Annotated in this window: 10 protein-coding genes; 3 read left to right on the top strand and 7 right to left on the bottom strand. The window is 34.1% G+C overall.

What is annotated here, in order from left to right:
• Positions 1–2: 2 nt before the first annotated feature.
• Both QZL88_RS00120 and QZL88_RS00115 read right to left on the bottom strand, forming a co-directional pair.
• Complete coding sequence (locus tag QZL88_RS00120) at positions 3–1,706, bottom strand: hypothetical protein (RefSeq protein ID WP_296937695.1); 1,704 nt, start codon at positions 1,704–1,706, stop codon at positions 3–5.
• 47 nt (positions 1,707–1,753) lie between these two features.
• Positions 1,754–2,830: a dsDNA nuclease domain-containing protein gene (locus tag QZL88_RS00115; protein ID WP_296937693.1), complete on the bottom strand. Its 1,077-nt coding sequence runs from the start codon at positions 2,828–2,830 to the stop codon at positions 1,754–1,756.
• A 230-nt stretch (positions 2,831–3,060) separates the two neighbouring features.
• Between QZL88_RS00115 and QZL88_RS00110 the strand changes: the two genes are divergently transcribed.
• The 3 genes from QZL88_RS00110 (at position 3,061) to QZL88_RS00100 (ending at position 10,518) form a co-directional block, all read left to right on the top strand.
• Positions 3,061–4,452: a DUF3945 domain-containing protein gene (locus QZL88_RS00110; protein WP_296937690.1), complete on the top strand. Its 1,392-nt coding sequence runs from the start codon at positions 3,061–3,063 to the stop codon at positions 4,450–4,452.
• Between the two features lie 260 nt (positions 4,453–4,712).
• Positions 4,713–5,150 (top strand): DUF1896 family protein, encoded by a 438-nt coding sequence (locus QZL88_RS00105; protein WP_296937689.1) that lies wholly within the window; start codon positions 4,713–4,715, stop codon positions 5,148–5,150.
• A complete protein-coding gene (locus QZL88_RS00100) occupies positions 5,140–10,518 on the top strand; it encodes an N-6 DNA methylase (RefSeq protein WP_296937687.1) in 5,379 nt (1,792 codons plus the stop codon). Before QZL88_RS00105 ends, QZL88_RS00100 begins: the two co-directional genes overlap by 11 nt.
• Before the next feature lie 41 nt (positions 10,519–10,559).
• Here the strand turns inward: QZL88_RS00100 and QZL88_RS00095 are convergent, their stop codons facing one another.
• From QZL88_RS00095 to QZL88_RS00075, 5 genes are all read right to left on the bottom strand, one after another.
• The gene (locus QZL88_RS00095; protein ID WP_296937685.1) at positions 10,560–12,260 is read right to left on the bottom strand and encodes a hypothetical protein; all 1,701 of its coding nucleotides are present in this window, start codon (positions 12,258–12,260) and stop codon (positions 10,560–10,562) included.
• A 74-nt stretch (positions 12,261–12,334) separates the two neighbouring features.
• On the bottom strand, positions 12,335–12,697 hold the full coding sequence (locus QZL88_RS00090) for a helix-turn-helix domain-containing protein (protein ID WP_135104165.1): 363 nt from the start codon (positions 12,695–12,697) through the stop codon (positions 12,335–12,337).
• Between the two features lie 4 nt (positions 12,698–12,701).
• Positions 12,702–13,064: a DNA-binding protein gene (locus tag QZL88_RS00085; RefSeq protein ID WP_296937681.1), complete on the bottom strand. Its 363-nt coding sequence runs from the start codon at positions 13,062–13,064 to the stop codon at positions 12,702–12,704.
• Positions 13,065–13,358: 294 nt separating this feature from the next.
• A complete protein-coding gene (locus tag QZL88_RS00080) occupies positions 13,359–13,892 on the bottom strand; it encodes a dihydrofolate reductase family protein (RefSeq protein ID WP_296937679.1) in 534 nt (177 codons plus the stop codon).
• A gap of 275 nt (positions 13,893–14,167) precedes the next feature.
• On the bottom strand, positions 14,168–15,016 hold the full coding sequence (locus QZL88_RS00075) for an RteC domain-containing protein (protein WP_296937678.1): 849 nt from the start codon (positions 15,014–15,016) through the stop codon (positions 14,168–14,170).
• Positions 15,017–15,257 lie beyond the last annotated feature (241 nt).

Here is a 15,257-nt window from a genome sequence, read left to right as displayed (position 1 = left end):
CTTTAATCATAAAGAAGGAATAATTTATTGCTAACTTCTGCAATTGCTGCTGGATATTCTTGTTCATTTAAAAGAGCAAATTTTTCTGTTAATATAATTTTGTGTCCTTCTAATTCATTCTCAAAGACTTCTGCTGCGCCTATAATCATTTGGGAATTAGTAGGTTGATTTGCATTAATAAATGAATAAATTTTATCTAAATGGAATTCGTCTTGATCTTGTTGATTAGGAGAATCTATTATGATTGGACAGAAACAGGTTGTTGAATATTCCTGTATTAGGTGTAAAAAAGCAAAATAATATGCCATCAATACTCTTGGTTTTGAACTTCCTGTTTCTAAATTATCTATTTGTTTATTAAATGTAGAGTAAGAATCATCAGAAAGTGTATAAATATCAAGCTTTCTGATGAAAGATGACATCTTCGAACTGTAAAACGAATCTAATTCCTGTTTTCGTTTTCGATCTTTAAATTTCTTTATATTTTTTTCTAATTCAACTAGTTCTTCTTTTATGACAGTAATTTCATATATTAAGTCACTTTTTCTCTCATCAAAGATTTGCTTTACCTGATTTCTGCCATTACTTTCTATAACATCTTTGAGTTTTATATTTCCTTGTTTAGATTCTAATAATTCATTAATTTTAGATAATTCAACTGTATTTGAATTAAGCTTGTCTGCTTCTTTAGATATTCGAGACTCAATATCCTTTAACTCAGATTTCATATCTAATAATAAATCTCTACTCTTTTCTTCATCTTGTGCAATCTCAAATCTTTCTAAAAAAGAATTCTCAAAATGTGTTCCGCACATTGGACAGTCAATATGTTCTTCTAAAACATTAGTAGCAAAAGATAGGTCTTTATTTGATTCTAATATGGCGTTAGTGATTAGATCTATTTGAACCTCATACATCATTTTTAAATGGTGTAGATCTAACAATACATTCTTTAATTTATCCTCTTTTGTTTTTAATATTTCATACTCAACTAATAACTTTTTTATTTCATCTTTGAATGTATTAATATCAATATTGAATGTTGCATCTGATAGTTTTTCTGAAATATCAGTTAATATCTTAGATGTCATATTATATTCTTTCTCTAGTTCACTCTGCTTTTGTAAAAAGATTTCTTTTTCTTTATTTAAATTATAATATTCATTGGGTAAAAATCCAGAATGATAATTAATTACTAATTTTTTATATCCTTTAATTAAATTTAGATTATTGAAAGATACCCATGTGTTAGACCAACTTTTATCTTGATCAATATAGAATGGAAGAAATAAATATGCAGGAGGAGGAATAATAAATGTTCCGTCCTGCTTAGGAAAAAGAGGATAAAAATTAAATAACTTTGAAAGAAATGGAGCTAAATCATTAGTAATTGATTGACTTTTATGAATTAAATTTCCGTTATAATCAAAAACAGCGATCTGCCTTCCATCTCTTATAATTTCATAGGGAACATTATTTAATTCAAATTTAACAAGAGATAAAATATTATCTTCTTTAAAACGTTTATTAAATATTGGTTCAGCCCCAAATGTCCAGTATATAGATTTTAGAAGAGAGGATTTCCCTGTGTGATTTGTACCTGTAATTATTGTTCTTTCTGGATCAAATTTAATTCTTCGTGCTGTTTCCTTTTTTCTTGAGATGAGGATTATTTCCGATATATATAATTTTTTCGACTCTGTCATCTTTTCGTTCTCTTAAGTTTCTAATTAGCTGCTTATAATTACTCTTCTTATTCATATAGTTTTTTTATAATGATTGCTTTCACAAAAAACTCCTCAAAAAGATCTGTATTTATTATTTCTGCATATATTTTATCTACTATTTGTTTTAGATTTAAATCACCCATTTCAATATTCTCTATTTTTTCACTAATTTTTTTATTAAGTTGTAGAAAGGCTAAATTATTGGATAATGTGATTTCTTTAGCTGCTAAATTATTCCATTCCAACTTCAGTTTCTTTATTTCTTGAAAATTAAAATAAGGAGCTATTAGTTGAACAATTTCAGCCCACTCAGTCTCTGTACTCTTATATAAACCTGCATTTTTGAGTAGGGTTAAAAAATCTAATTTTGAGATACCTTTAATCCCTATTATGTCTTCAAATGTAGAAATAGACTTATTAGATGTTTTTTGTTCTGCCTTTCTTTTAATCTCATTCGAAATTTGTCTATATGCCAAAGCTGAATTTACATTACTATTAGGGTTTATAGAGTGAATTAATTCTCCTAAATAACCAACTAAATGAGACATACTATCTTTATTACTAACCTTAGTAACCTCTAATATTGTTAAATCCTTAAAGTCAGAAACATTCTCTATTTTAAATTCTTCTTTTAAAACCTTTTCAATTTTAGTTATTTCGCTTTTTGATAGGTTAAATAATCGAATTTTCTCCAATAGAATAGAGTTTTTTTTCGGTTCAGCTAATTTTACATTAAAAGTTGCATTTGATATAATATTCAAAGAACGAACATATTCTCTGAATTTAATTTTATTAGAATATAATTTACCTACTAAAGATAAATTATCTTTTTTCTCTTTCTTTATTAAATTAGCTGTAGTCCAATTTCCCCTATCCTTACTCTTAATTTGAAAAAAATCAATTTCAGATGGATTCTCATTATTATCCAAAACAGCTAAGTCATCGTGAAAATCGAACAAGAATACATAATTATTTTCATCTAAATGAAACCTGCTTATTAAAAGGAATAAAGAAACATCATTTTGGAAGGAATATTTTCTTGCAGTGTCACTTCCAGATTCTTCTCTAGGTGTATTTGATATTAATAGATTTTTTAAAGTCATGTATTCTTCAATATATAATACAAATGATTCTGTTATAAAGATATAACTTTCAAATTAATATTGTCTGTAATTTTGAATAAAACATAAAAACCATTTTTCAAATATTTTGTCTGACAAACGATGACACCAGATGTCATTAGATGACAGTTCTTTTATAATCAATTATATACAGATCTATTCAATCTAAATTAGTGAAGCATTACTATTGATGCACCACTAATTTTGATTGTATGAATGAACAAGTAAACGACCAAGAAATTCTGCTGGTCACAGAAAAAGACACAAATAACCTGAATGTAGTCAGCGGTATCAATGAAGACGGAACACCTAAATCCGTTAAACCAAGCAAAGAGAATGAACCAGCCTTCCTTAAGATCGACAAGAATGCCGATGTATTAGAGAACTTCTTCAAAAACTTCCTGAGCCAGAGCAAAGATCCTACACATTTCCATTTCTTTAAAATTCCGATGGAGTTGTTTGAGAGTATTACACCTGTTCTCAAAGAGATGCTGAAAGATCCGAATAATCCATCCAATAAAGAAGCATTAGACGCATACAAAGTATTACCCGAAGCATTTGCTCCGAAAGAATATCAGGCATTAGACGAATCCCGTATCAACTGGGATCAATTGGCTCAGCTCGGTATCACCAAGGAAAAATTGGAGAAATCTGGAAGCCTTGAGCCAATGCTTAACTGGCAAAAGTCACCGGTTCTTGTAACCATCAAAACAGAAGCACTAGGCGAATCCGTGTATAGTGATGCCCGTCTGTCATTTAGAGAAGATGCTGACGGTAACCTCAAACTACGAATTCATAATATGCGTAATGCTCCTGAACTAAACTTTCCCTTTATGGGAGCAACATTCACCAAAGAAGATAAAGACAACCTTCGCCAGACAGGTAATGCCGGACGACTGATTGAGATCGAACCCAAGGAAGGCATGAAAATGCAAGCTTTTGTCTCTATTGATAAGCTGACCAATGAGCTGGTTGCCCTTCGTGCCGACAGGGTAAAGATACCGGATGAATTCAAAGGAGTAAAACTCAGTGAAGAACAGCAGAAAGATTTAGCAGAAGGAAAAGGTATATACTTAGAAAATATGAAATCTAAGAAAGATACCCTGTTCAGTGGTACAGTTCAGGTTAATGCCGACAGAAGAAGCCTTGAAATACATTTTGGTAATAATCCCAGGCAAAGCCAGTCCCAACACCAATCAGAAAGCCAGAATGAAGCTCCAAAGACTTTCCGCAAGAAAGAACTGACCGAAGATCAGCAGGCGAGCCTGAATGAAGGAAAAACCGTTTATGTAAGCGGTCTGACTGATCGCAACGGTAAAAACTATAACGGTTATATTACATGGAAGCCCGAAGACGGTAAAACCAATTTTATGTTTGCGACAGATTATAAGAAAGCTCTGGAACAGGGCTTGGTCAAACCAGATGACAGACATAAAGTACAGGTTGCCGTTAATTCCGAAGGGAAGACCAATGAGGCCACCAGAAAGGTAAAAAAAACACTGGAACAAGGTCAGACGGCTCCAAGCGAGAAGCAGAAAGAGAAAGAAGAGAATAAACAGGAACAGGAAGAATCCCAACAACAGACAAGAGGAAGACGGATGTAATCTAAATTAGAACATACCATCTCTTTTAATAAAGCAGAATAGTCCCATTCATATAATTGAGTATATTTACCACTCATTTCTACAATTTTACATTCATAAGCAGCCTTTGTATCGGGAGATACTCCGGTTGGCTTGTAACATTGAGAAATTAGTGGAGGCTCTCGGGACGGAAAACCCGGGAGCCGTTCTGCTTTTATAAGCCGGATTCCATTTACCTACCATTTTAAAAGGTCGATCTACCTCCACTAATTTTTCCAATTATGAAATCAAAACATAACAGGCAGGAGCTGTCCTATTACGGGCTGCTGCTCCTTTCATACCTTCAGGAAAGCCATCCTGATAAAACAAATGACCCACAGTTAATTAAAAACAGAGCTGATATGGCAGCCGAAACCTATTCCAATGCCATAAAAGAAGGTTCTTCACATGACAGAGCCGAAGAAATGGCTTGTAAAGCTCTGTATTCAGAATTGCTGTTCTCTAAATTCGATACAATCCGCAATATCCTCTTTGAAGAATTCTCCTATATCCCCGAAAGCGAGGTTTTCCAAAAGACCATGTCATTGCTCCCATACTGTGAAGAAGTCTTTACAGAATATGCATTACATGATGAGTTTGCCTATTCAGCGGAATACAACAGGCTTTATACGGACCTGGTTGGACTAATCGATATGTGGGAGGACGAACATGAGCTATAATAAGAAAGCTCATCTAAGAGCCAATATCGAAGCTATTAAGCTGGTCTTTAAACTCGAAAAAGAGAATCTATCGGCCAGTGAAGATCAAAAAGAAATTCTTCGGCAATATTCAGGATTCGGAGGACTCAAGTGCGTGCTTAATCCTGCCAATAGCCTGATGGATACCGTATCCTGGCCTAAATCAGAATTAGACCTATTCCCTCTGGTTGCCGAATTACATCGAACTATTCGGGAAAATACAGCAACAGAACAGGAATACAAAGGTTATATCTGTAGTATCAAGAATTCGATACTGACCGCATTTTATACGCCTTCTGAAGTTGTACAAACCATATCGGATATTTTCAAAGGAAACGAGATTCCTATAACCCGCCTCTTAGATCCGTCAGCAGGCATGGGTGAGTTTTCAAATGCCTTTGATCTGCCTAGAGATAGTGAAAAGATCAATTTTGAAAAAGATCTGATTACAGGAAAGGTTCTCTCATATGTTAATGACAGAGATAATGAACATATCCACATCGAAGGTTTTGAGACAATTGAGAGCCGTTATAATAACTACTTTGATGTTGTTAGCTCCAATATCCCTTTCGGGGAGATGAGTGTATTTGATGCTGCATTTATGAAGACAGACAGGTTGCATAGGGATTCTACACGGGCTATCCATAACTATTTCTTCATTAAAGGAGTTGAAACATTGCGTGAAGGTGGGATTCTGGCATTTGTTACCTCTCAGGGAGTATTGAACTCTGCCAATAACAAGGAAGTACGGCAATGGCTAATGGACAATACCAATCTCATCTCCGCCATTCGTCTTCCGAATAATCTATTTGTTGAAAATGCAGGAACAGAAGTCGGCAGTGATTTAATCATCCTGCAAAAGAATACACAGAAACAGGAACCAACTCTCAGAGAAAAGAAATTTCTGACAACGTATAACCTTTCAACGGGAATAACCATCAACAGCAGTTTTGAGAACTTACACCGTATTATTCATACCAAAGGATATAACGATACCGATCCTTATGGAAAACCGGCACAGGTATTTCTGCATGAGGGAGGAATGGAGGGAATCTCTTCGGATTTAAAGAAAATGCTAAAATCTGATTTCTCTACGCATCTTAATTTGGACTTATACCTCCAACATTCAGGACAAGGTCAAAGATCAGGAAACAATACACCTACATCCGCTATCAATCAAAAAGCAGAAGAAAAGCCCAAAGTAATTGAGCTTAATACTTCTCAACCCGTAATGTCCTTGTATGATTTATTCGGATTAAGTGAAGAAGAACGAACACAAATTAAACCCAGCCGAAAGAAACGCACTCCTCCACCTAATCAAAAACCTGTACAACTTAGCCTGTTCTCCAATAACAAAGAACTGAAGCCGCAAGCACGAGAGCATACAGAAAAAGTATCCAAAGAGGAGAAACCAAAGTTATCGATGGACCTTCGCCCCTTTTCAGGTGCACTCGAAGAATACCACAAACAAAATTCACTGGTAAAAGATAACGGGCAGATCGGTTATCTGAAAGAACGCTATCGAAACGATGCCATGTTTCAACCGTTAGACCTTCCGACAATACAACAATCCAAAGTTGGAATGTATGTTCAATTAAGGGATACTTATCATAAGCTATATGATTATGAAGCAAAGAATCTGGAAGAAGAGACTGCTTTACGTAAAAGCCTGAATACCTCTTATGATTCCTTTTTTAGATTGTATGGTAATCTGAATGATAAGAAGAATCTGGATATTATCAAAATGGATGCATCTGGAACTGCTATCCTTGCTTTGGAACGCAGAATAGACGGGAAACTTCAAAAAGCGGATATATTCGACAGGCCTGTAACATTTAACCCGGATGAGATCAAACATGCTGAGACTTCCCGTGAAGCCTTAGTTGCATCCCTGAATAAATATGGAAAGATCAATCTGGACTATATGCTCTCTATACTTGATAACAAAGCTAAAGACGATGTATTAAAGGAGCTGGAAGGACAAATCTATTTCAATCCGATGCTACAGAACTATGAGATCCGGGATAAGTTTATTGCAGGAAATGTAATTGAAAAAGCGGAACAGGTCAGAGATTATCTTATAAACCATCCGCTTGATCAGGTATCACAGGTATCCCTTAAGACCTTAGAAGAAGCTACGCCGGAACCGATACGTTATGTAGAACTCGACTTTAATTTCGGAGAACGATGGATACCGATGCAGATCTACCGCGATTATGCCGGCACACTCTTTGAAACCAATGTAAATATAGAGTATTATGCCTCCCGTGATGATTTTACTGTCAGTGCGGAACGCAGTAACCTGATCATCAATGAAAAGTTTGCCGTGCAGAGTGAGAAACAGCTTTTTACAGGTATTCATCTGATGAAACATGGGTTACTGAATACAACTCCGAATATTACCAAAACAATCGAAGTATTGGATGAGAACGGAGAGCGTAAAAGTGTAAAAGTTGCTGATCCCGAAGCAATACAATTAGCCAACTCCAAGATAGATGAGATACGAAACGGTTTTACCGACTGGCTCAATGAACAGTCGCCTGAATTTCAGAACAAGCTGGCTGATCTGTATAATAAGAAATTCAATTGTTATGTACGTCCCGAATACGATGGATCGCACCAGACATTCCCAGACCTTGACCTGAAAGCATTGGGTATCGTTGATCTGTACCCAAGCCAAAAAGACTGTATCTGGATGCAGAAATTGATAGGTGGAGGTATAGCCGATCACGAAGTCGGCGGTGGAAAGACCCTAATTATGTGTATTGCAGCTTATGAAATGAAACGATTAGGATTAGCGAATAAGCCGATGATACTAGGATTGAAAGCTAATGTACATGAAATAGCCCATACCTTCAGAACAGCATATCCGAGTGCGAAGATACTCTATCCCGGCAAGGAAGACTTTACACCGAGTAAGCGTGTGAAGATTTTCAATGATATAAAAAACAATAACTGGGATGCTATTATCCTTACGCACGACCAATTCGGAAAACTTCCACAATCTTCGGAAATGCAGCAGAAGATATTCCGCACGGAACTCGATTCAGTAGAAGAGAATCTTCGGGTTATAGAACAAATAGAAGGTAAATCAGCATCCAAACGCATGTTACGCGGATTGGAAGTGAGGAAACAAAATCTGGAAGTAAAGCTCAGTGTACTCGCTGATACGATAAAGAACCGTACAGATGATGTTGTAGATTTTAAAATGATGGGAATTGATCATTTATTCGTAGATGAGAGCCACCAGTTTAAGAACCTGACTTTTACAACCCGGCATGACCGTGTTGCCGGATTGGGTAATCCTGAAGGCAGCCAACGGGCTTTGAATATGCTATTTGCTGTACGCACTATACAAGAGCGTACAGGTAAAGATTTAGGAGCAACATTTCTATCGGGTACAACGATCTCTAATTCCCTGACAGAGTTATACCTGTTGTTCAAATATCTTCGACCCAAAGAATTGGAGACACAGGGTATCAATTCCTTTGATGCATGGGCAGCCATCTATGCCAAGAAAACAACAGACTATGAATTTTCGGTTACCAACCAGATCGTACAGAAAGAACGTTTCCGCTATTTCATCAAAGTTCCTGAATTAGCAAACTTCTATGCCGAGATAACAGATTTCAGAACTGCACGGGATATCGGAATAGACCGACCCGAGAAGAATGAGATCCTGTATAATATTCCACCGACACCACAACAGGGGATATTTATTCAAAAGCTGATGGAGTTTGCCAAGACGGGCGATGCCACATTACTGGGTCGTGCACCATTGACAGAGAAAGAAGAGAAAGCAAAAATGCTGATAGCAACAGATTATGCCCGTAAGATGTCTCTGGATATGCGGATGATCAATCAGGCTTATGGAGATCATGTTGATAACAAAGCATCTCATTGTGCAGCTAAGATAGCCGAGTACTACAACAAGTACGCATCCAATAAAGGAACGCAATTTGTTTTCTCTGATTTAGGCACATACAAACCCAATGAGTGGAATCCTTATTCGGAAATTAAACGCAAGCTTGTAGAAGATCATGGTATTCCTGCCCATGAAATACGCTTTATTCAGGAAGCCAAAACAGACAATGCCCGTAAAGCTATGATTGAAGGAATGAATGAAGGGCGTATCCGTGTATTGTTTGGTTCTACTTCCATGTTGGGAACAGGAGTCAATGCTCAACAAAGAGCTGTTGCTATTCATCATTTGGATACACCTTGGAGACCATCAGACCTGCAACAGCGGGATGGGCGTGCAATCCGTAAAGGAAATGAGATTGCCAAGCTTTATGCTGATAATAAGGTGGATGTACTGATCTATGCAGTTGAGAAAAGTCTTGATTCTTATAAATTCAATCTTTTGCAGAATAAACAGACATTTATCAATCAGCTAAAGAATAATAGTTTGGGTAGCCGGACCATTGACGAAGGTAGTATGGACGAAAGTTCGGGAATGAATTTCTCTGAGTATGTAGCTATTCTTTCCGGTAATACCGATTTATTGGAAAAAGCCAAACTAGAAAAGAAGATCAATGCAATGGAGAGTGAGAAGAAAGCATTTGTCAAGAGTAAATCATCGGCTACTTTCAAATTCGAGGATAGTACAAGAACAATTGAAGGAAACACACAAATGATAAACCGCATGACAAAGGATTGGGATTCTTTTAATAGTCGTGTTCAGACAGATAAGGAGGGGAACAAATTAAATCCCGTAAAGCTGGAAGGGATAAATTCTTCCGATCCTAAAATTGTCGGAGAAAAGCTAAACCAGTTATCAGATAATGCCCGCACCAATAATGAGTATTTTACGATCGGAACACTTTATGATTTCAAATTGCTTGTGAAAACAGAAGATAGCCAGAAAGAAGGTTCTATCTTTAAAGATAACCGATTCTTTATAGAAGGGGAGGGTGGTATAAAATACAACTACAACAATGGACATATAGCTACTGATCCGAAACTGGCGGCTATGAATTTTCTAAATGCTTTGGAACGTGTTCCTAAATTGATAGAGAAGTATCAAGCTGATAATGAGAGACTGTCTAAAGATCTTCCTATCCTCAAACAGGTGATTGATTCCACTTATAAGAAAGAGCCGGAATTAAAAGACCTCAAGACTCAATTGACAGCCTTGGATCGACAGATTCAATTGACTTTGACAACAAAGGATGAGCCTAAAGAAAGTAATCAATTATCATCTATACCATCCACACCGAAAGAATCTATAAATGATGTTCGTTCGGGACAGCCCATGAGTATTAAGGAGATCATTGATGCAAATCGAGATCGGATATTGATTAGTTCTCAACAAGTAGAGGATACCATCTATCCCAAAATGAGAAGATAAGATATTGTTTGGATAGATAGAAAATATAGTATATTCTCTATCTATCTATTAAAATAATGTCTAATCAAATCTTTTTCATCAATCCGATTAAGAGTTATTTTTCTACTATTTAAAATATAATTTCGAAAAGAGATAAATCTGTCTTTATTAGAACAATATATGTGATATGAATGAATTAAATCGAGAAATCTTTTTAAATTATGTTTCAGTTCTAATGATAATATTAGGAGAAAGTCAATATCAATAACGGTTAAAGGCCTTATATGAGATTTTTTCAGTGCTAAGAAATTGTCATTATCTATTCTTTGTTGAAAGAAGTCATTTAAAATATAATTTGTTCCATGTACTGAATAAAGTCTATCTTGAGTAATTAAGAAAGGATAAATTTCAATGTTTTTTTCATTATATCCTTTGTCAAGTTTAAAATCTTGGAGTAGAATATCTTTTACATTTTTAATTATTTGAGGAATACCCTTTGTTTCATTTAGCCTAGTTTTAAAGAAATTTTCTATATCAGAAAAACTTTGAGAATTTCGAGTTGATTTATTCATTAATATATCTTTGTATTCAAATAAGAGTGCTCTTTTTTTATTCCTAACATAATAATCAGGTCGTCCATTGTCATTTAAATCATAAAAAGTTCTACCACTTATGTTTATATTTTTTGCATTAAATAGTAGCCTATTCATAACTTTATAGAACATATATTCTTCAGAAAATTCACTCTTAATTAATCTCTGTATATCTTTTTCTCCAGTCTTCTGGCTTATTTGTAGTAAGCTTATAAATAATCCATCATATATATTAAGAGTAAAAAAGTATCGAGATATAATTGAGTAATGATCGTTATTTAATTTTAGTACAGGATATTGTTTGTAGCATGTGAAATCATTTAAATCTTCAAGTTTTTTTTCTGCTTCAGATGGATTGTTTACATCAATACATATACTATCGAAATATGTAGATATACGATTAAATAGATTATCATGATTGACATAATCCCTTTTGTAAAGACTTATTTGTCCTTCTTTAAATTTATTCTCTTCATACACTCTTACAATCCTAAGATTCAAGAGATGATCAAAAATAGATTCTATATTTTTTGATGCATAGAAAAGCTTAATTATATTACTTAATTGTGGCTTTTCTTTGATGAAATCATCTAGCATTAAAACTTTCATCTGTTGCGTCATTAAGATGTCATAAAAATTATAATCAGACAATCCCATTTGTAATAAATCACCAGCAAAACGAATTCTTGCATCTTTACACAATGGATTTTCAAATTCAGGAATACTCTTAAGCAGATTGTTTTTATATTTTTGGACCTGTTCTACTTGAGATAAATATGCTTTCAAAAAGTTTATATGATCATTTTCTGTTTTTACTTCTTTTTTCCCTGTTGGCAGAAGAATTATATCTTTTAGGAATAATAGAGCTGCTCTCGGTTCTATCAGAGTAAAGATTATGTCTGGATTATTTTGTAAATTACTAGTTTGCTTTAGCTTTTTTATTCTTTTGTCTATGTCCTGAAGTTGCTTACTATCAGGAAAATCTTGGAAAAACATTTTAAGGAAGTTAGTATACTCTAAAGAATAGGAGTCTTTATTATCTATTCCAATCAGGTGAAGTGTCATTAAAATCAAATCTACTTTATCTAATCCCTTTAAATACTCTTCAGTGGATAGTGGTTCCTCATCAAAAATATGATGAAATTCTATTGGGTATACTATATATTCCATATCAATTTATATAAATAACTAGTACTTTATCTTTTCCCTAAAGATAATAAAAAGCATCTGAAATATTATTAATATTAATCTATAGAACCTAGCTGTTTATCATTCATTGAAGAGTCTTTTTTTTGCCATTTATCTTTATCAGTAAGCTTATCTTTTCCTCCGAAATACTGATTGACAAATATTTTCACATCTGATTCCCGGTAATAGTTTCGCTTACAAATTGTTTTAAAAGGTAGTAATCCTAGATTGCGATATCGCTGTAATGTCCGGGGAGTAACCTTGAGAAAGAGGCACAAATCCTGATTATCGAATAGTCGCTCTTCCAGAGCATTATTGTTCTCTGTAACCAATAGCTTATCAACCTTCTCATCGATACGCTTGAGGAGTCTGGCTAAGCCTTTGATATTTGATTCGAATATTTCGTCATCTATCATCATAACCTTACTTTTTAGGTTTATTTCTTTTTCTGCGTTCGAGATATTGTTTGTGGCTATTGATCAGATCGTTTAAAGCTTCTTCTCCTGATTTGATCAAGCGTTCCTGAAGTATGCGTTTTATCTCGCCAATGGTGTAGTAAGTTTTTCCTGATAATACGGAATATGATATCAGGCTGTTGGATCGTAAACGTTGTAAAGTGCGTTCGCTGATTCGAAGGAATGTACAGACCTCGTAGCTATCCACCCAAACCTCATCCAGCTCTTTTGATTGATTAGGAACATCCCGTTCTTTAATATATCTTGCAATAGCATCAAGTTTATTGATCAACTCTTTATATGCATCCGAATCAAATGTTATAACTTCCATATTTTCACTTGTTGTTTGATACAAAAGTCTGATATTCGGATATGTAATTATCCCAAGATGGGACAACTATTTCTGAAAATAGTTATAATGAATTGAGTGTTAGATGTGTTTTTCTGATTAATACAATAGAGTCCCTTAATTCAATCTTGGGAGTCAGATTTATAATATGTAAAGACCATTTTTTATAGGCTAAAATATAACTTTTAATGCCCAATATAGGTGAAAAATAATACCCAAACTAGGGTTTAGCTTGGGTATTATTTTATCTATTTAGCTGTATTTTTACATGCCTTATTATTTCTGAACTTGGTATCTAGTTTGTACTACACCATTTTTGAATGCCTGAGATTGAATTAAGGACCACTTAGATTCTTTCGTTTTATTCGGAAAAAGACGAATTCCTTCTCCCAATAAAATAGGAATATAGGTAATTATCATTTCGTCAATCCAATTCTGATTTAAGAATAGAGAAACGATTTCTCCACCACCAACAAGCCAAATATCTTTTCCTTCTCTTTTCTTTAATTCAGATATATTATCTTCGATATTATTGGTTATATAAATGATATCTTCTTTAGGAGTATTTATGGCATTTCGTGTAATTATATAGGAATTTTTATCCTTATAGGGATATACTACATCCATATTAAGGATATCTCGATATGTACGTCCACCCATAATTACCGTATCAATAGATTCGAAAAAATCTTCGTAACCGTAATTTAGTTCCGGAGTAATTGGATAATCAGTGAGCCAATCTAATTCCCCATCTGGACCAGCAATATATCCATCAATGGATGCTGCAATATATAATCTTATTTTTCTCATAGTCAAAATATTTTAAGATGTGCAATATACAAAAAAGAAGTGTGGAGCTTGCATTGTTCCGCTATGAGGTACTGGTATACCCGAAGGACGAAACAAGCAAGTCCACACTATACTTTCGCATAGCATGAACATTGCACATTTCGTCTCGTCCTTCCAAAAATTACCAGTTTCCACAGCGAGACGTTTACGTGAACGTTATGTTATATATGTCAAGAAGTATTCAGAATACTTCTGTTTTTCTTTTTACTAATACAAATATAAGCCATTCTTTCGATTCATTTATTGTCCAACCCATCCATTCTTTCGTCTAAATACTTAATCAATTTATCTAAAAACAAAGTGCGGCTCCCTTTTCGTTCCCGAATTTCAAGAAAAGTGTGATAGAAATCGCCTAAGTTGATATTGAATACCGTTTCTATATATTCTGCCAGTTCTTTTATATTTGTGTTGCCGTTATTAAAACATCCTGTACTATCCCAAGCATAAATTTGTTCAACAAGTTCTGCTTTTTTAGCTGTCCAGGTAAGTTTCGATTTAGGTAAGTTTAATAATTCAGGGATATTGTTCTCTAGTTGTTTGATATTAATTAATTTGTTGTTGATGTAAACAGTCAGCCTTTCATTAGCAATCATTTTTGCCACTTTGAAATCAAAACTTGTAGAGAATCGACTATCTCTTTCAAAGTAGAAACAATCTAAGATTAGCTGAATATCAGGTTTCCCCCTTAAAAAATAATACCGATCAAGGTGTGTACTCCCTGAGCGATAATATTGGTAAAAGTCTGCATTTGTATCGAAGAAGTATTTAATTCGTGCAAGCATCCCTTCCAGATAATTTTTTTTATCTATATGACTACCTGTAGGCATTCTCATTTCGAGATTATATATCTTCCGATGATAAATTAATATACTAAATAGTTGAGGTTTTGTCTCTTTGAAAAAGGTAATTTCTTCAGATTGAGATTCGAAAGAGTAATTTGATACGAAATCTTTTAATTTATCAAATGTAGACTCTAAAAGAGAAATAATACTGATAGATTTTTGAAAGATATTACTTTCTTCTCGTTCTATAAGCTGAATTTCTTTGTTGATATTCTCTTTGATATTACGAATAAATTGTTCCATAGTATTTTATTCAATGTTGAATAATTTATATACCTTTGATCATAAAGAAAGGATATACCCTAATATATTTTTTCGCAGAATTATTTTTTTTAGGTCTAAAAATATACCCACTTTATTAGATTCTTAAATCATCTTATCTTTTACTAAGACGTATTAATTCTATTTATTTTACAGCCCCTCTATCTTTAAACAAGAAATAGACTAAAGTGGTATATCACATACATAAGATGATATCGTTATT

The sequence above is a fragment of the uncultured Dysgonomonas sp. genome (assembly GCF_900079725.1).
In the GTDB taxonomy this organism is placed as follows: Bacteria; Bacteroidota; Bacteroidia; order Bacteroidales; family Dysgonomonadaceae; genus Dysgonomonas.
The sequence above is the reverse complement of the archived record's forward strand: the minus strand, read 5'-3'. Positions and strand labels throughout refer to the sequence as shown.